The 17,867-nt window shown below is 64.5% G+C and carries 18 protein-coding genes; all 18 read right to left on the bottom strand.

What is annotated here, in order from left to right:
• Positions 1-41 precede the first annotated feature (41 nt).
• The 18 genes from AAFG07_RS20555 to AAFG07_RS20470 all read right to left on the bottom strand — a co-directional run bounded on the left by AAFG07_RS20555 (position 42) and on the right by AAFG07_RS20470 (position 17,859).
• Positions 42-793 (bottom strand): IS5 family transposase gene (locus AAFG07_RS20555; protein ID WP_342729200.1). Its coding sequence is split into 2 segments (ribosomal slippage): positions 42-463 and positions 463-793, totalling 753 coding nucleotides; the frame shifts between segments, so codons are not numbered across the junction.
• Between the two features lie 86 nt (positions 794-879).
• A complete protein-coding gene (locus AAFG07_RS20550) occupies positions 880-1,155 on the bottom strand; it encodes a DUF1467 family protein (RefSeq protein ID WP_212314852.1) in 276 nt (91 codons plus the stop codon).
• A gap of 6 nt (positions 1,156-1,161) precedes the next feature.
• Complete coding sequence (gene mce, locus AAFG07_RS20545; protein ID WP_092114633.1) at positions 1,162-1,566, bottom strand: methylmalonyl-CoA epimerase; 405 nt, start codon at positions 1,564-1,566, stop codon at positions 1,162-1,164.
• A 44-nt stretch (positions 1,567-1,610) separates the two neighbouring features.
• Positions 1,611-3,281 (bottom strand): ribonuclease J, encoded by a 1,671-nt coding sequence (locus tag AAFG07_RS20540; RefSeq protein WP_342728817.1) that lies wholly within the window; start codon positions 3,279-3,281, stop codon positions 1,611-1,613.
• On the bottom strand, positions 3,281-4,087 hold the full coding sequence (locus AAFG07_RS20535; RefSeq protein ID WP_342728816.1) for a biotin--[acetyl-CoA-carboxylase] ligase: 807 nt from the start codon (positions 4,085-4,087) through the stop codon (positions 3,281-3,283). Before AAFG07_RS20535 ends, AAFG07_RS20540 begins: the two co-directional genes overlap by 1 nt.
• A 61-nt stretch (positions 4,088-4,148) precedes the next feature.
• Entirely contained in the window at positions 4,149-5,585 is a 1,437-nt protein-coding gene (gene nuoN, locus AAFG07_RS20530) for an NADH-quinone oxidoreductase subunit NuoN (RefSeq protein ID WP_342728813.1), read from the bottom strand.
• Positions 5,586-5,595: 10 nt separating this feature from the next.
• Positions 5,596-7,110 carry an NADH-quinone oxidoreductase subunit M gene (locus tag AAFG07_RS20525; RefSeq protein WP_342728812.1) on the bottom strand — a complete coding sequence of 505 codons (1,515 nt, stop codon included), beginning with the start codon at positions 7,108-7,110 and terminating at the stop codon, positions 5,596-5,598.
• Positions 7,111-9,198 carry an NADH-quinone oxidoreductase subunit L gene (nuoL, locus tag AAFG07_RS20520; RefSeq protein ID WP_342728811.1) on the bottom strand — a complete coding sequence of 696 codons (2,088 nt, stop codon included), beginning with the start codon at positions 9,196-9,198 and terminating at the stop codon, positions 7,111-7,113. It abuts the gene before it with no gap.
• Between the two features lie 7 nt (positions 9,199-9,205).
• Complete coding sequence (gene nuoK, locus AAFG07_RS20515) at positions 9,206-9,514, bottom strand: NADH-quinone oxidoreductase subunit NuoK (RefSeq protein WP_027537255.1); 309 nt, start codon at positions 9,512-9,514, stop codon at positions 9,206-9,208.
• A complete protein-coding gene (locus AAFG07_RS20510; RefSeq protein ID WP_342711418.1) occupies positions 9,511-10,149 on the bottom strand; it encodes an NADH-quinone oxidoreductase subunit J in 639 nt (212 codons plus the stop codon). Before AAFG07_RS20510 ends, nuoK begins: the two co-directional genes overlap by 4 nt.
• Positions 10,150-10,158: 9 nt before the next feature.
• A complete protein-coding gene (gene nuoI, locus AAFG07_RS20505) occupies positions 10,159-10,653 on the bottom strand; it encodes an NADH-quinone oxidoreductase subunit NuoI (RefSeq protein ID WP_097673576.1) in 495 nt (164 codons plus the stop codon).
• A 7-nt stretch (positions 10,654-10,660) separates the two neighbouring features.
• Positions 10,661-11,731, bottom strand: a complete 1,071-nt coding sequence (gene nuoH / locus AAFG07_RS20500) for an NADH-quinone oxidoreductase subunit NuoH (protein ID WP_298369394.1) — start codon at positions 11,729-11,731, stop codon at positions 10,661-10,663.
• Positions 11,732-11,741: 10 nt separating this feature from the next.
• Entirely contained in the window at positions 11,742-13,817 is a 2,076-nt protein-coding gene (nuoG, locus tag AAFG07_RS20495) for an NADH-quinone oxidoreductase subunit NuoG (RefSeq protein WP_342728810.1), read from the bottom strand.
• Positions 13,818-13,826: 9 nt separating this feature from the next.
• Positions 13,827-15,152: an NADH-quinone oxidoreductase subunit NuoF gene (nuoF, locus tag AAFG07_RS20490; protein ID WP_342728809.1), complete on the bottom strand. Its 1,326-nt coding sequence runs from the start codon at positions 15,150-15,152 to the stop codon at positions 13,827-13,829.
• 19 nt (positions 15,153-15,171) lie between these two features.
• Positions 15,172-15,396, bottom strand: coding sequence for a hypothetical protein (locus tag AAFG07_RS20485; RefSeq protein ID WP_176531012.1), 225 nt, complete (start codon positions 15,394-15,396; stop codon positions 15,172-15,174).
• Positions 15,396-16,007, bottom strand: coding sequence for an NADH-quinone oxidoreductase subunit NuoE (nuoE, locus tag AAFG07_RS20480; RefSeq protein WP_029080758.1), 612 nt, complete (start codon positions 16,005-16,007; stop codon positions 15,396-15,398). Before nuoE ends, AAFG07_RS20485 begins: the two co-directional genes overlap by 1 nt.
• Positions 16,008-16,048: 41 nt before the next feature.
• On the bottom strand, positions 16,049-17,239 hold the full coding sequence (locus AAFG07_RS20475; RefSeq protein WP_092114645.1) for an NADH-quinone oxidoreductase subunit D: 1,191 nt from the start codon (positions 17,237-17,239) through the stop codon (positions 16,049-16,051).
• Positions 17,240-17,241: 2 nt separating this feature from the next.
• Positions 17,242-17,859: an NADH-quinone oxidoreductase subunit C gene (locus AAFG07_RS20470; protein ID WP_342728808.1), complete on the bottom strand. Its 618-nt coding sequence runs from the start codon at positions 17,857-17,859 to the stop codon at positions 17,242-17,244.
• Between the last annotated feature and the right edge of the window lie 8 nt (positions 17,860-17,867).

Below are 17,867 nucleotides of genomic sequence, written 5' to 3'. Positions count from 1 at the left end.
TGCGCCGTTCACGAGACCAGTGCACTAGGACGAATCCACATTCAACGGAGCCAAATGCAGATTGCGGCGAGGTGGACGAAGGCGAGGAAGTAGTCAGCTCGTCGGTCATATCGCGTGGCGAAGCGGCGGAAGTGTTTGAGCTTGTTGAAGCAGCGCTCGATGCGGTTGCGTAGCTTGTAGATCGTCTCGTCGTGCGGGATGGGGACCTTACGAGAACGGGTTGAGGGGATTACCGCTTCAGCGTTCATGTCTGCGATGGTCGTGCGTAGATCGTTGTTGTCGTAGGCCTTGTCGGCGAGCACGGCCTCGGCGTTGAAGCCCTCGAGCAGGGCTTTTGCAGTGAGGTTGTCGTGTCGTTGGCCGGCGGTGAGCATGAAGCGCAGCGGCCGACCGAGGCTGTCGCAGAGCATATGGATCTTGGTCGTCAATCCACCTCGGGAACGCCCCAACTCCTGAGTTTTGGCCCCCCTTTTCCGCTCGCGGCCTGCTGGTGGACACGAACCAGAGTGGTGTCGAGCATCAGGTATTTGTTGTCGCGATCCTTGATCAGTTCGGCAAACACCTTCTCCCATACGCCGGCCTTGGCCCAGCGAGTGAAACGCGCGTGTACGCTCTTCCACTTGCCATAGCGCTCCGGCAGGTGCTGCCAGTTGGCACCGGACCGTAGAACCCACAAAACCCCGTTCACGAACAAGCGGTTGTCAACACCGCTGCGGCCGGGATCACCTACCTTGCCTGGCAGCATAGGTGCAATCCGAGCCCATTGTGCCTCGCTTAGCTCATAGCGCTTCACACCCATCAGTCCGCTCCGAATCAAAAGGTTCGGAACGCATTGATTCAGCATCATTCAGCTATGGGAATCCTGAATGTGGATTGGTCCTAGAACGGCATCCCCATCAGCTTCGACAGCCGCTCGATCGAGAGATAGCCGGCATAATAGGCCCACATGCCGATCGCGAAGATCACGGCCGAGATCAGCGTGGTCCACAACAGCTTGCGGCCCATTCGCGCCATGATCGGTGCACCGGGATCGGTGCCGGGCGCACCGACGCCGTCCTCGTGCTGGCTGCGTATGCCGAACGGCAACGTCAGGAACAGCACGAGCCACCAAAGGACGAAGTAGATCGCAAGCCCGGTGGTGATCTGGTACGCCATGTGGGCTCAGGCCTGCTCGATCTCGACCAGGGCGCCGGAAAAGTCCTTGGGGTGGAAGAACAGCACCGGCTTGCCGTGCGCGCCGATCTTCGGTTGGCCGTCGCCCAGCACCCGCGCGCCCTCGGCGATCATGCGGTCGCGGGCGGCGATGATGTCAGGCACGTCGTAGCAGACATGGTGGATGCCGCCATCGGCGTTGCGCTCGACGAACTTCGCGATCGGCGAGGCCTCGCCGAGCGGCTCGATGAACTCGATCTTGGTGTTGGGCAGCGTCACGAACACGGTGATGACGCCATGCTCCGGCAGCGGCACCGCGTCGGAAATCTCGGCATTGAAGGCCGTGCCGTAGATCTTGGCGGCCTGCCTGGCGTCCTTGACCGCGATGGCGACATGATTGAGCCGGCCCAGCATATCTCTCTCTCCCTTTGTCGTTGCGCACGCCTTAAAGGCGTGTATCAGACCGTCAGAACGTGCACGACGCAGATCGGCTTCTTGCCCCACTGCTCGTTCAGCGCGGCCCGCACCGCGCGGCGCACCGATTCCCCGAGTGCGTCCGGATCGCGGCGCCGCGGCCGGGGCAGGCCCTCGATCGTCGATACCACGACATCGAACACAATGTCGTCGAACAATTCGCCCGCGGCATTTTTCTCCGGCATGCCGACGAGATCAACCTCGGGATCGTCGACCATCTCGCCCTGCGCGGTCATGGCAACGGCAACGAAGGCGCACCCGGCAAAACCCATCCGCCGCCGCTCGACCACGGCGCGCGACTTGGAATCCTCCAGGATGGTTCCGTCCTTGTAGAGCCGCCCCGACGGCACTTCGCCGACGATGCCGGGATCACCGGGCCCGAGCTTGACGAGGTCGCCGTTGCGGCAGGTCAGGACTTTTGGGACACCCGCGGCGCGCGCCAGCTTGGCGTGCTCGGCGAGATGCAGCGCCTCGCCATGCACGGGGATCAGGAGCTGCGGCCGCACCCAGGAGATCATGTCGCGCAGCTCGTCACGGCGCGGATGGCCGGAGACATGCACCAGATGCTCGCGGTCGGTGATGATTTCCACGCCCTGCGTCACCAGCCCGTTGATGATGCCGCCGACCGCCTTCTCGTTGCCGGGAATGGTGCGGGAGGAGAAGATCACGGTGTCGCCCCTGTTCAGGGTCACCTGCGGGTGGTCGTTGTTGGCGATCCGAGCCAACGCGGCGCGGGGTTCACCCTGGCTGCCGGTGCACAGCGCCAGCACCTTGTCGGGCGGGAAGTGGCCGTAATAGTCGGTGCTGCGGAACTTGTGCGAGCCGTCGAGATAGCCGCACTCGCGCGCCACCTGCACCACGCGCTCCATGGCGCGGCCGACCACGACGACCTCGCGATCGGCGGCGTTCGCGGCGTCCGCCACCGCCCTCACGCGGGCGACATTGGAGGCGAAGGTCGTGACGGCGACCCGGCCCTTGGCCGCCTTGACCAGCTTCTTGATGGTGGCGGCAACCTCGGTCTCCGAGGGCGAGCGCCCGTCGCGCACCGCGTTGGTGGAATCGCCGACCAGCGCCAGCACGCCTTCGTCACCGAGCTCGCGCAGCCGCCGCTCGTCCGTCGGCAGCCCGATGATCGGGGTCGGATCGATCTTCCAGTCGCCGGTATGCAGCACGGTGCCGACATCGGTCTTGATCGCAAGCGCGTGCGATTCCGGAATCGAATGCGCGACCGGGATGAACTCGACATTGAACGGGCCGATATCGACCCGCCCGCCCGACGGGATCACGGTGATCGGGATCTTCGGCGGATTGCGCTCGGCGGCGCATTTGGCCTCGAACAGCGCCGCGCTGAATTGCGTCGCGTAGATCTTGCAGCCGAGCTTCGGCCAGAGATCGATGATCGCACCGAAATGGTCCTCATGGGCGTGCGTCAGCACGAGGCCCATCAGATTGTTGCGCTCCTTCTCGAGAAAACGCACATCCGGCATGATCAGGTCGATCCCCGGCAGATGCTCCTCGTCGCCGAAGGAGACGCCGAGATCGACCGCGAGGAACGAGCGCTGGTGGCGGTTGCCGAGACCATAGATCGACAAATTCATGCCGATCTCGCCGACGCCGCCGAGCGGTGCAAAGGTAAGCTCGTCAGGTCGCGCCATCAGTTGGCCCTCACTGTGGCTGCAGTGCCGAAATAGACCTCGCCGGCCGTTACAGGCAAGCGCTGCCCGGCCGCGGTGCGGACGATCAGGCAGCCGGTGTCGTCGATGGTGTCAAAGGTACCTTCAACGGTCGCCGCGCCGGTCTGGACCGCGACCTTGTCGCCGAGGCCGGCCGCGCGCTCCAGCCACAGCCTGCGGATCTCCGGGAAGCCGCGGCCATCGTCCCAGATGCCGCGAAACTCGACCCAAGCATCCGACAATGCCACAAACAGCTCTTCCGCACCGATCTGAATGCCGAGCGCAGCGAGCGATACCGCAGGCGTCGGCGTGCCCTCGGGCGCCGCAATGACGTTGGTGCCGATGCCGACGACGACCGCAAGCCGGTCGCCGACCGCCTCGGCCTCCAGCAGGATGCCCGAGAGCTTCTTGCCGTTGGCCAGCACGTCGTTCGGCCATTTCAGGGTGAATTTCGGGCTGTCCGGCCCGAGCCGCAGCGCCGCCTCGATGCTGACCTTCCGCAACGCGGCTTCGAGCGACAGCCCAGCGGCAAAGCCGAGCGTCGCGGCAACCGCCGGCTGAACGCCGGTCACCTCGAGAATGCTGCTGGCGAGATTGCCGCGCGGCGCGACCCATACCCGCTGACGGCGTCCGCGGCCAGCGGTCTGCTCCGGCGTCACGAACCACATCGGCCCGCGCTCGCCATCGCGCGCGCGCAGCATCGCCTCGGCATTGGTCGAGCCGATCTGATCGAAGGCGGCGAGCTTGTAGCCCGCCGCAATGGCCCGGGGTCCGAGCGTGAAGGTCATAGTGAGGTTATGCGCATGATCCGATCCGAAAGCCAGCGTCCTGTTTTCGGGATCATGCGCGTTAGAACAGCGACTTCGCCGCCGCCGTGGCCACACTCACCAGCGGGCCCGGATAGGCGAAGAAGAAGATGTTGAAGATGCCAGCGACCGCCAGCACGGTGCGCAGCTCGACGCGGACCGGGTCGAGCTTGCCGAGCGGCTGGTCGAAATACATCACCTTGACGATCGACAGATAATAGAACGCGCCCACCACGCTGGTCAGCACGCCGATCACCGCGAGCGTGAACAGATTGGCCTTGATCGCGGCGACGAACACGTACCATTTGCCGAAGAAGCCGGCGAGCGGCGGCACGCCGGCCAGCGAGAACAGCAGCATCGCGAAGACGAAGGCAATCAGCGGGTTGGTGCGGGACAGGCCGGCGAAATCACTGATCTGCTCCAGCGCCTGGCCGTTGCGCTTCATGGCAAGGATGATCGAGAAGGTGCCGAGCGTCATCGCGACATAGATCGCGATGTAGATCAAGACGCCCTGCGCGCCCTCGACCGTGCCGGAGGCGAGGCCGACCAGCGCAAAGCCCATATGGCCGATCGAGGAATAGGCCATCAGCCGCTTGATATTGGACTGGCCGATCGCGGCGAACGAGCCCAGCGCCATCGAGGCGATCGCCACGAACACCAGAATCTGCTGCCACTGGGTAACGATGCCCGGGAACGCGGTCAGCGTCGCGCGGGTGAACACGGCGAGCGCCGCGACCTTCGGGGCTGAGGCGAAGAACGCCGTCACCGGCGTCGGTGCGCCCTCATAGACGTCGGGCGTCCACATATGGAACGGCACCGCCGAGACCTTGAAGCAGAGGCCGGCGAGCAGGAACACCAGGCCGAACACGATGCCGATGCTGCCGGTGGTCGCGGCCGCCGCGATGCCGGCGAAGCTGACGGTACCGGTGAAGCCGTAGATCAGCGAGGCGCCGTAGAGCAGCATGCCCGACGACAGCGCGCCGAGCACGAAATACTTCAGGCCGGCTTCGCTCGACTTGGCATTGTCACGTTGGCTGGCGGCGACGACGTAGAGCGCAAGGCTCATCAGCTCGAGGCCCAGATAGAGCGAGATCAGGTCGCCGGCCGAGATCAGCACCATCATGCCGAGCGTCGACAGCAGCACCAGGATCGAGAACTCGAAATTGCGGGTCGACGGCTGGGACAGGTACTCGGTCGACAGGATCAGCGTTGCCGCCGAGGCGATCAAAGCGAGGATCTTCAGGAAGCGGGCGAAGTCGTCGACGATGAAGCTGCCGCCGAAGGTGACGAGCTTGCCGACCGGCAGCCAGAGCTCGAGCACGCCGGTCAGGACCAGGAGACACACCGCGAGCGCGGTGATCAGCCGGGTCGTCCCCTGCCCGCGGTAGGCTCCGATCATCAACAGCACCATGGCGCCGACCGCGAGCACCAGCTCCGGCAGCACCGGCTGCAACTGATAACCTGCACTGGAAAAGCTCATGGCGGCGGCCTTACTGCGTAACCAGCGCGGCTGCCTTCACGGCAGTCACGGCGGTGTTGTAATTGTTGACGAGCTGCTGCACCGAGGCGGCCGACATGTCGAGCACCGGCTTCGGATAGACGCCGAACAGGATGGTCAGCGCGATCAGCGGGAACAGCGTCACGCATTCGCGGAATGTCAGATCCTTGATCGACATCAGCGACGGCTTGACCAGCGCGCCGAACACCACCTTGCGGTAGAGCCAGAGCGCGTAGCAGGCCGACAGGATCACGCCCGTGGTGGCGAAGAACGCCGTCGGCAGCGAGATCTTGAAGGTGCCGAGCAACGTCATGAACTCGCCGACGAATCCGCTCGTGCCCGGCAGACCGACATTGGCCATGGTGAAGACCATGAAGGTCATCGCGTAGAGCGGCATCCGGTTGACGAGGCCGCCATAGGCCGCGATCTCGCGGGTGTGCATGCGGTCGTAGACGATGCCGACGCAGAGGAACAGCGCGCCGGAGACGATGCCGTGCGAGACCATCTGGAACATGCCGCCGGCGACGCCCTGCGTGGTCACCGCGAAGATGCCCATGGTGACGAAGCCCATATGCGCGACGGAGGAGTACGCGATCAGCTTCTTCATGTCCTCCTGCATCATCGCCACCAGCGAGGTGTAGATGATGGCGATGACGGACAGCGTGAACACGAACGGCGCGAAGTCGTGCGAGGCCAGCGGGAACATCGGCAGCGAGAAGCGCAGGAAGCCGTAGCCGCCCATCTTCAGGAGGATCGCGGCCAGGATCACCGAGCCCGCCGTCGGCGCCTCGACATGCGCGTCAGGCAGCCAGGTGTGCACCGGCCACATCGGCATCTTCACCGCGAACGAGGCGAAGAAGGCGAGCCACGCCCAGGTCTGCAACGAGCGCGGCACCGCGGTGTGCATCAGGGTCGGGATATCGGTCGTGCCGGCGTTCCAGTACAGCGCCATGATGGCGAGCAGCATCAGCACGGAACCGAGGAACGTGTAGAGGAAGAACTTGAACGAGGCATAGACCCGGCGCGGGCCGCCCCAGACGCCGATGATCAGGAACATCGGAATCAGGCCGCCCTCGAAGAACAGATAGAACAGCACGAGGTCGAGCGCCGAGAAGGTGCCGACCATCAGCGTTTCCAGGATCAGGAACGCCATCATGTATTCGCTGACGCGCTGCGTCACCGACTTCCAGCTCGCGATGATGCAGAGCGGCATGATCGCGGTGGTCAGGATAATCAGCGGCAGCGAGATGCCGTCGATGCCCATGTGATAGGTGATGCCGGTGGCGAGCCAGGACGTCTTCTCGACGAATTGGAAGTCGGTCGAGGCCGGATCGAAGCGCGCGACCAGGATCAGCGACACCGCGAAGGTGATCAGCGTGGTCCACAGCGCGATCCAGCGCGCCGTGCGGCTCGCGGTCTCGTCGCCGCCCCGCGCCAAGAGGTAGACCAGGATCGCGCCGACCGCCGGCAGGAAGGTCGTGACGGAAAGGATGGGCCAGGTTGTCATTTACTGGCCTCCCAAGCCGAACATGAACCAGGTGATCAATCCAGCGGCCCCGATCAGCATCGCGAACGCGTAGTGATAGAGGTAGCCGGTCTGCAATTTGACGACGTTGCGGGTGACGTCGAGCACACGGGCCGAGACGCCGTCCGGACCGAAGCCGTCGATGACGAAGCCATCGCCCTTCTTCCACAGCGTGTAACCGAGCCACTTCGCCGGGCGCACGAAGATCCAGTCGTACAGCTCGTCGAAGTACCATTTGTTGAGCAGGAACTGGTACAGCATCGGCTGCTGGTTCGCGAGCTCGACCGGCAGATACGGCCTGCGGATGTAGAACAGGTACGAGATGAACAGGCCGAGCGCCATCATCACGGTGGGCAGCGGCGCGAGCCAGCTCGGCATGTGCTCCATGTCCTCGAGGATGTGCGGGTTCATCTTCACGGACTCGCGGAAGAACTCCTCGACGCCGTGCGGGCTGGCGAACACTTCCTTGAACGGCAGGCCCGCCAGGATCGAGCCGGCGGCAAGCACGCCGATCGGCACCAGCATCCAGACCGGGCTCTCATGCGCGGCCTCGTAGTGCTTCTGGTCGTGCGGCTCGCCGAAGAACGTCTTGAAGATCAGGCGCCAGGAGTAGAACGAGGTCAGGCCGGCAGCCACGATGGTCAAGAGATAGGCGTAGGTCGCGAACGGGTTGTGCGCGGCATAGGCCGCCTCGATGATCGCGTCCTTGGAGAAGTAGCCGGCAAACAGAGGGAAGCCGGTCAGCGCCAGGGTGCCGATGCACATCACCGCGAACGTGTACGGTATCTTGCGCCACAGGCCACCCATGTTGCGGATGTCCTGCTCGTGGTGCATCGCGTAGATCACCGAGCCGGAGCCCAGGAACAGCAGCGCCTTGAAGAAGGCGTGCGTGAACAGGTGGAACATGCCGACCGAATAGGCCCCCGCTCCCATCGCCACGAACATGTAGCCGAGCTGGGAACAGGTCGAGTACGCGACGATGCGCTTGATGTCGTTCTGCACGAGGCCGATCGTGGCGGCGAAGAACGCCGTGGTCGCGCCGAAGAACATCACCACCGCCTGCGCGGTCGGCGACAGCTCGAACAGCGGCGACAGCCGCGCCACCATGAAGACGCCGGCGGTAACCATGGTCGCGGCGTGGATCAGCGCCGACACCGGGGTCGGGCCTTCCATCGCGTCCGGCAACCAGGTGTGCAGCAGGAACTGGGCGGATTTGCCCATCGCGCCCATGAACAGGAACAGACAGGTCAGCGTCAGCGCGTCGGGGTGCCAACCGAAGAAGTCGATGGTCTTGCCGGTCAGCCCGGGCGCGGCATGGAAGATGGTCTCGAAGTCAGTCGAGCCGACCAGCGCGAAGATCGCGAAGATACCGAGCGCGAAGCCGAAGTCGCCGACGCGGTTGACCACGAAGGCCTTGATCGCCGCCGCATTGGCCGACGGCTTCTGGTACCAGAAGCCGATCAGGAGGTAGCTCGCGAGACCGACGCCCTCCCAGCCGAAGAACAGCTGCACGAGGTTGTCCGAGGTCACCAGCATCAGCATCGCGAAGGTGAACAGCGAAAGATAGCCGAAGAAGCGCGGCCGGTTCGGGTCCTCGTCCATGTAACCGATGGAATAGAGGTGGACGAGCGCGGACACCGTGTTGACCACGACCAGCATCACCGCGGTCAGGGTGTCGACCCGCAGCGTCCAGGCGACCTGCAGGTCGCCCGAGGTGATCCAGGGCAGCAGCACGACGCGCGCGTCATGGTGCATGAAGCCGACATCGACCAGCGTGAACCAGGACAGCGCCGCCGAGACGAACAGCAAGCCCGTGGTGATCAGCTCGGCCAGCCGGGAGCCGGCTGCCGGCGGCTCGGCGACATGGTGGTCGTCATGGCCATGGTCGTCGTGGCCGTGGTCGTCGTGGCCGTGGTCGTCATGGGCCGACAAGGCATGAGCGTCGCCATGCGCGTCGTCGTGATGGTCGACGGTGTCGCCGCTCGGGCAGCGCGCATGCGCGCCGACCAGCGAGATGATCCCCGCGAGAATGGCTCCCAGCAGAGGCAGAAATACGATTGCCTGTATCATCGCCGGATTAGCCCTTCATCAGATTGACGTCTTCAACCGCGATCGAACCGCGGTTGCGGAAATACACCACCAGCACCGCGAGGCCGATCGCGGCCTCGGCCGCCGCCACCGTCAGCACCAGCAGCGCGAACACCTGGCCGACGATGTCGCCGAGGAAGGTCGAGAACGCCACCAGGTTGATGTTGACCGAGAGCAGGATCAGCTCGATCGACATCAGGATGACGATGATGTTCTTGCGGTTCAGGAAGATGCCGAGGATCCCGAGCGTGAACAGGATCGCGCCGACCGCCAGATAGTGCCCTAGCCCGATCGTCATTTCACCCACTCCGCCGCATCGGCATCCTGCAGGCCCTGCCCCGACGCCACCTTGCGCATCGCCATCGCAATCTCGGGCGTGCGCGCGTTCTGCACGTTGATGTTCTGCCGCTTGACGTTGGCCTTGTGGCGCAGCGTCAGCACGATGGCGCCGATCATCGCGACCAGCAGCACCATGCCGGCGAGCTGGAAGTAATGGATGTACTTCGTGTAGAGCACGAGGCCGAGCGCCTCGGTGTTGCTGACATTGGTCGGGATCGCCGCCGTGATCGTCTTGGTCACGGACGGGTTGATCACCCAGGCGCCGACCACCAGCAGCAGCTCGAACAGGAAGATGCCGCCGATCACGATACCGATCGGCAGGTACTGCATGAAGCCCTCGCGCAGTTCGACGAAGTCGACGTCGAGCATCATGATCACGAACAGGAACAGCACCGCGACGGCGCCGACATAGACGACGATCAGCATCATCCCGAGGAACTCGGCGCCCATCAGGATGAACAGGCCCGAGGCGTTGACGAAGGCCAGGATCAGGTACAGCACGGAGTGCACGGGATTGCGCGAGACAATCACCATGACCGCCGAGGCCACGCAGGCCGCGGCAAACAGATAGAAGAACAGCGCCGGAAGGATCATGCCCTCACCTCACCGGTACGGCGCGTCGAGCGCGATCGACTTCGCAATCTCGCGCTCCCAGCGGTCGCCATTGGCGAGCAGCTTCGCCTTGTCATAGTAGAGTTCCTCGCGGGTCTCGGTCGCGAATTCGAAATTCGGTCCCTCGACGATGGCGTCCACCGGGCATGCCTCTTGGCACAGGCCGCAATAGATGCACTTCACCATGTCGATGTCGTAGCGCACCGTGCGGCGGGTGCCGTCGTTACGGCGCGGGCCGGCCTCGATCGTGATCGCCTGCGCCGGGCAGATCGCCTCGCACAGCTTGCAGGCGATGCAGCGTTCTTCGCCGTTCGGATAGCGGCGCAGCGCGTGCTCGCCGCGGAAGCGCGGCGAGATCGGCCCCTTCTCGAAGGGATAATTCAGCGTCGGCTTCGGCTTGAAGAAATAGCGCATGGCGAGAACGAACGCCGAGACGAATTCCGAGAGCAGAAGCGAGCGGGCTGTTGCGTTGACGTTGACACTCATGACGACCTCACTTCGGCGCGATGCCGGCGAACTGCAGCACACCGGCCACGATCACCACCATCGCCAGCGACAGCGGCAGGAACACCTTCCAGCCGAGCCGCATCAGTTGATCGTAGCGGTAGCGCGGCACGATCGCCTTCGCCATCGCGAACATGAAGAACATGAAGAACACCTTCAGGGCGAACCAGACGATGCCCGGAATCCAGGTGAACGGCGGCAGATTGACCGGCGGCAGCCAGCCGCCCAGGAACAGGATCGACGCCAGCGCGCACATCGTGGTGATCGCGACATACTCGCCGAGCATGAACAAGAGATACGGCGTCGAGCCGTATTCGGTCATGAAGCCGGCGACGAGCTCGGACTCCGCTTCGACCAGGTCGAACGGCGGACGGTTGGTTTCCGCCAGCGCCGAGACGTAGAATACCACGAACATCGGGAACAGCGGCCACACATACCAGTTCAGGATGGTGAGCTGCGGCAGACCGATCAGGTGCGCGAGCCCACGGGTGTTCTGGGCCTCAACCACCGCCGACAGGTTCAGCGAGCCGACGCAGAGCAGCACGGTGATGATGACGAAGCCGATCGAGACCTCGTAGGACACCATCTGCGCCGCCGAACGCAGCGCGGCCAGGAACGGATACTTCGAGTTCGACGACCAGCCGGCCATGATGATGCCGTAGATCGACAGCGAGGAGATCGCGAAGATGTAGAGGATGCCGACATTGATGTCGGAGATCACCCAGCCGAGATTGAACGGGATCACGGCCCAGGCGGCGAGCGCCAGGATGCACGAGACCAGCGGCGCCAGCAGGAACACGCCCTTGTTGGAGCCCGACGGAATCACCGGCTCCTTCAGCACGAATTTCAAGAGGTCAGCGAAGGATTGCAGCAATCCGAACGGGCCGACCACGTTGGGGCCGCGGCGGATCTGCACCGCCGCCCAGATCTTGCGGTCGGCGAGCAGGATGTAGGCGATCGCGATCAGCAGCACGACGAGCAGCAACAGGCTCTCCGCGACCATGATGATCAGCGGCCAGAGGAAGCCGGTCCAGAACGCGCTTGCGAAGAATTCAGCCATCAGGTCACGCTCACTCCGCTGCCGTCAGCATTCGCCCCGACGCCAGCCGCGAGCATTCCGCCATCACGGCAGAAGCCCGCGCGATCGGGTTGGTCAGATAGAAATCCTCGACGGTCGGCTTGAATGCCGCCTTGTCGACGCTGCCGCCCTTGCCGGCCAGCGCCTTGACGTCGTCGGCCTTGCCGACCTCGATCTGGTCGAGCCGCATCAGATGCGGATAGCTCTTGAACATCGCCTGGCGCAGCGCCTGCAGCGAGTCGAACGGCAGTTTCTTGCCGAGCACGTCGGACAGCGCGCGGATGATCGCCCAGTCCTCGCGGGCTTCGCCCGGCGGGAACGCGGCGCGGTTGGCGATCTGGGCCCGGCCCTCGGTGTTGACGTAGATGCCGGACTTCTCGGTATAGGCGGCGCCCGGCAGGATGACGTCGGCGCGGTGCGCGCCCTGGTCGCCATGGGTGCCGATATAGACCACGAAGGTGCCATCCGGCGCCTTGATCTCGTCGGCGCCGAGCAGGAACAGCACGTCGAGGGTGCCGAAGGTCGTCATCTGCGCCGTGGTAAGGCCGCCGGCCGAAGGCGAGAAGCCGACATCGAGCGCGCCGGCGCGCGAGGCGGTGTCCTGCAGCACGGCAAAGCCGTTCCAGCCGTCCTTCAGCGCACCGACGTCGACGGCGAGCTTGGCCGCCTGCGCCAGCACCGCCGCGCCGTCATGCCTGGTGTAGGCGCCGGCGCCGACCAGGATGATCGGGTTCTTGGCGTTCTTCAGCACGTCGGCAAAGGAGTGCTTGCCGGCCACGAGATCGGCCAGCGTATCGGTGCCAGCGCCGAGATAGTCATGCTCATAGGTGAAATCGGCCTTCGAGCCGATCATGCCGACCTTGAGCCCGCCGGTGCGCCAGCGCTTGCGGATCCGCGCGTTCAGCACGGCAGCTTCCTTGCGCGGGTGCGAGCCGATGATCAGGATCGCGTCGGCCTGGTCGATGCCGGCAATCGTCGGGTTGAAGATGTAGGAGCCGCGGCCGGCCTTGGCGTCGAACGCATCGCCGCCCTGCACCGCCAGATTGACCGAGCCGAACTTCGCGAGCAGCTCCTTCAGCGCATACATCTCATCGACCGCGGCAAGATCGCCCGCGATCGCGCCGATACGCTTGCCGTCGGTGCGGCCGGCCTTGGCGGCGATGGCAGCAAAGGCTTCCTGCCAGGTCGCCGGCTTGAGCTGGCCGTTCTCGCGCACATAGGGACGGTCGAGGCGCTGCGTGCGCAGGCCGTCGACGACGTGGCGGGTCTTGTCGGAGATCCACTCCTCGTTCACCGCCTCGTTGATGCGCGGCAGGATGCGCATCACCTCGCGGCCGCGGGTGTCGACACGGATCGCCGAGCCGACGCCGTCCATGACGTCGACCGACTGCGTCTTGCCGAGCTCCCAGGGGCGCGCCGCGAAGGCATAGGGCTTCGAGGTCAGCGCACCGACCGGGCAGATGTCGACGAGGTTGCCCTGCAGCTCGGAGCTCAGCGCCTGCTCCAGATAGGTGGTGATCTCCATATCCTCGCCGCGCCCGGTCGCTCCCATTTCCGGCGCGCCGCAGACTTCGGCGGAGAAGCGGACGCAGCGCGTGCACTGGATGCAGCGGTTCATCGAGGTCTTGACCAGCGCGCCGAGATACTTGTCCTCGACCGCGCGCTTGTTCTCGGCGAAACGGCTGGTGTCCACGCCATAGCCCATCGCCTGGTCCTGCAAGTCGCACTCGCCGCCCTGGTCGCAGATCGGGCAGTCCAGCGGATGGTTGATCAGCAGGAATTCCATCACGCCTTCGCGCGCCTTCTTCACCATCGGCGAACGGGTCGAAATCTCAGGCGGCTCACCCTTCGGGCCCGGACGGCAGTCGCGCACGGCCCAGGCGCAGCTCGCGACCGGCTTCGGGCCGCCCTTCACCTCGACCAGGCACATCCGGCAATTGCCGGCGATCGACAGCCGCTCGTGATAGCAGAAGCGCGGAATCTCGGCGCCGGCCGCCTCGCACGCCTGCAGCAGCGTGTACTCCGGCGGCACATCGATCTCTTTGCCATCGACGATGATCTTGCTCATGTCTCTTCTCTACTCCGCCGCGACCATATGGACGGGATCACGAACGCCCTGATCGTCGAGATCGGCCTTGTGCGAATACTGATCGATGCGCTCTTCGATCTCGTGACGGAAATGCGCAATCAGACCCTGGATCGGCCACGCCGCGGCGTCGCCGAGCGCGCAGATGGTGTGGCCCTCGACCTGCTTGGTGACCTCGAGCAGCATGTCGATCTCGCGCTTGTGGGCGCGGCCGTCGGCCATGCGGGTCAAGACGCGCCACATCCAGCCGGTGCCCTCGCGGCACGGCGTGCACTGGCCGCAGCTCTCATGCTTGTAGAAATAGGAGATGCGTGCGATCGCCCGGATCAGGTCGGTCGACTTGTCCATCACGATCACGGCCGCGGTGCCGAGGCCCGAGCGCAGCTTGCTCAGGCTGTCGAAATCCATCGGCGTGTCGATGATCTGGTCGGCCGGCACCATGCGCACCGACGAGCCGCCGGGGATGACCGCCTTCAGATTGTCCCAGCCGCCGCGAATGCCGCCGCAATGCTTCTCGATCAGCTCGCGGAACGGAATCCCCATCGCCTCTTCGACGTTGCAGGGCCGCTCGACGTGACCGGAGATGCAGAACAGCTTGGTGCCGACATTGTTCGGCCGGCCGATGGCGGCGAACCAGGCGGCGCCGCGGCGCAGGATGTCGGGCGCGACCGCAATCGACTCGACGTTGTTGACGGTGGTCGGGCAGCCATAGAGACCGACATTGGCCGGGAACGGCGGCTTCAGCCGCGGCTGGCCCTTCTTGCCCTCAAGACTTTCGAGCAGCGCGGTTTCCTCGCCGCAGATATAGGCGCCGGCGCCGTGCGCGACATAGATGTCGAACGGCCAGCCGTTGATGTTGTCCTTGCCGACCAGCTTGGCCTCATAGGCCTGGTCGATCGCGGCCTGAAGGCGCTCGCGCTCGCGGATGAACTCGCCGCGGATATAGATGTAGCAGGCATGCGCGCCCATCGCGAAGCTCGCGAGCAGGCAGCCTTCGACCAGGAGATGCGGATCGTGCCGCATGATCTCGCGGTCCTTGCAGGTGCCGGGCTCCGACTCGTCCGCGTTGACGACGAGATAGCTCGGACGGCCGTCCTTGGACTCCTTGGGCATGAAGGACCACTTCATGCCGGTCGGGAAGCCCGCACCGCCGCGGCCGCGCAGGCCCGAGGCCTTCATCTCGTTGATGATCCAGTCGCGGCCCTTGTCGATGATCCCCTTGGTGCCATCCCAGGCGCCCCTGCGGCGCGCGCCCTCGAGGCCCCAATCATGCTGGCCGTAGAGGTTCTTGAAGATGCGGTCCTTGTCGTCGAGCATGCTCAAAACTTTCCGAACATCACCGATTGGCTTGGGAGTAAGCGAGCCCGGCGGCACAGCCGCCGAACACGATGGCCCACAACAGGCTGGATTCCAGCGTCGCGCTCAGGCCGTAACGTTGCAGCAGGAACATGAAGCCGGCCGCGACAGTGGTATGCAGGGCGATCGTGCGCCAGGCCTTCATCGCAGCGCCCCTCCCCACCTTGTTTTCCTGCCCGTTTGCCTGCACCTGAAAGCCCCCCATCAGGTGGTTTCCTTCAGCGTCGTCGGCCCGCCTGCGGGGGCCGAGAACTGACGGTCGACCTGCGGGCCCGGCTTCGGCGGATTGCCGGCGGCAAAGCCGTCGAGCACCTTGCCGAAGCTTTCCTTGGTCAGGTCCTCATAGGTGTCCTTCCAGATCAGCACCATCGGCGCGTTCACGCAGGCCCCTAGGCACTCGACCTCTTCCCACGAGAAGTTGCCGTCCTTCGACAGCTGGAAGGGATCGTGATGGATGCGATGCTGGCACACCTCGATCAGGTCGGCGGCGCCGCGCAGCCGGCACGGCGTGGTGCCGCAGACCTGGACATGCGCCTTCTTTCCGACCGGCGAGAGCTGGAACATGGTGTAGAAGGTCGCGATCTCCAGCATGCGGATATGCGGCATCTCGAGCAGGTCGGCGACGGCGCGGATCGCCGCTTCCGAGACCCAGCCGTCATGCTGCTCCTGCACGCGCCACAGAATCGCGATCGCAGCCGAGGCCTGACGGCCCGGCGGATACTTCTCGATCTGCTTCTTGGCCCAGGCGAGATTCTCGTCCGTGAACGTGAAGCTCGCGGGCTGCAATTCCTTCGGGGCAAGGCGGCGGACGGACATCGATCAAACTCTCATTGCGGGCGGTGCGGATGCGGACATCATCACCGGTCGACCTCGCCGAACACGATGTCCAGCGAGCCAAGGATGGCGGAAACGTCGGCCAGCAGATGGCCCTTGCAGATGTGATCCATCGCCTGCAGATGGGCGAAGCCCGGCGCGCGGATTTTGCACTTGTAGGGCTTGTTGGTGCCGTCGGCGACGAGATAGACGCCGAACTCGCCCTTCGGCGCCTCGACCGCGGCGTAGACCTCACCGGCCGGCACGTGCACGCCTTCGGTGTAGAGCTTGAAGTGATGGATCAGCGCTTCCATCGAGCGCTTCATGTCGCCGCGACGCGGCGGCGCGATCTTATTGTCCTCGACCACGACCGGGCCCTGCCCGTCCGCAGCCTTCAGCTTCTGGATGCACTGCTTCATGATGCGCACCGACTGGCGCATCTCTTCCATGCGGATCAGGTAGCGGTCGTAGCAGTCGCCGTTCTTGCCGATTGGAATGTCGAAATCCATTTCGGCGTAGCACTCATAGGGCTGCGACTTGCGCAGGTCCCAGGCCGCGCCCGAACCGCGCACCATCACGCCGGAGAAGCCCCACTCCCAGGCCTCCTTCAGCGGCACCACGCCGATATCGACGTTGCGCTGCTTGAAGATGCGGTTGCCGGTGAGCAGCGTGTCGAGGTCGTCGACGACCTTGAGGAACGGATCGCACCACGCCTCGATATCGTCGATCAGCTTTGGCGGCAGATCCTGGTGCACGCCGCCGACGCGGAAGAACGCCGCGTGCATGCGCGAGCCCGAGGCACGCTCGTAGAACACCATCAGCTTCTCGCGCTCTTCGAAGCCCCACAGCGGCGGGGTCAGCGCGCCGACGTCCATCGCCTGCGTGGTGACATTGAGCAGATGGGAGAGAATGCGGCCGATCTCGCAATACAGCACGCGGATCAGCTGACCGCGGCGCGGCACCGTGATGCCGAGCAGCTTTTCGGCCGCGAGGCAGAACGCATGCTCCTGGTTCATCGGCGCGACATAGTCGAGCCGGTCGAAATACGGGATCGCCTGCAGATAGGTCTTGTGCTCGATCAGCTTCTCGGTGCCGCGGTGAAGCAGCCCGATATGCGGATCGACGCGCTCGACGACTTCGCCGTCCAATTCGAGCACCAAACGAAGCACGCCGTGGGCGGCCGGATGCTGCGGCCCAAAGTTGATGGTGAAATTACGAAGATTCTGTTCGTTCATGATCAGGCCTTCGGTTCCGCCTTCGCCTTTTCGTCACCCGGCAAGGGGTAATCGGCCCCCTCCCACGGAGACAGGAAATCGAACTTGCGGAATTCCTGGTTGAGCCGGACCGGCTCGTACAGCACCCGCTTCTCCTGGTCGTCGTAGCGAACCTCGACGAAGCCGGTCAGCGGGAAATCCTTGCGCAGCGGATGGCCGTCGAAGCCGTAATCCGTCAGCAGGCGGCGCATGTCGGGGTGGCCGATGAAGATCACGCCGTAGAGGTCGTAGGTCTCGCGCTCGAACCAGTCGGCGCCGGGGAAGACGCCGATGATCGATGGGACCTGCGTGGTCTCGTCGGCCTGGCCGCGTACTCGGATGCGCGTGTTCAGCGTCGGCGACAGCAGATGATAGACGACATCGAAGCGCCTTTCGCGGCTCGGATAGTCGACCGCCGTCGCATCGGTGAAGTTGACGAAGCGGCAGTTGGGATCGTCACGCAGAAAAGTGACGACGTCCACGATTCTGCCAATCTCGACGTCGATAGTGAGTTGATTGAACGCGACCGAGTGCGCCGTGGCGGCGCCCGGAAGCGCGCTCACGATCGTCTGCCCAAGGGCGTCGAGCTTGCCGTCGTCCATGCCTGAAA

The sequence above is a fragment of the Bradyrhizobium sp. B097 genome, assembly GCF_038957035.1.
GTDB lineage: Bacteria > Pseudomonadota > Alphaproteobacteria > Rhizobiales > Xanthobacteraceae > Bradyrhizobium.
The sequence above is the reverse complement of the archived record's forward strand: the minus strand, read 5'-3'. Positions and strand labels throughout refer to the sequence as shown.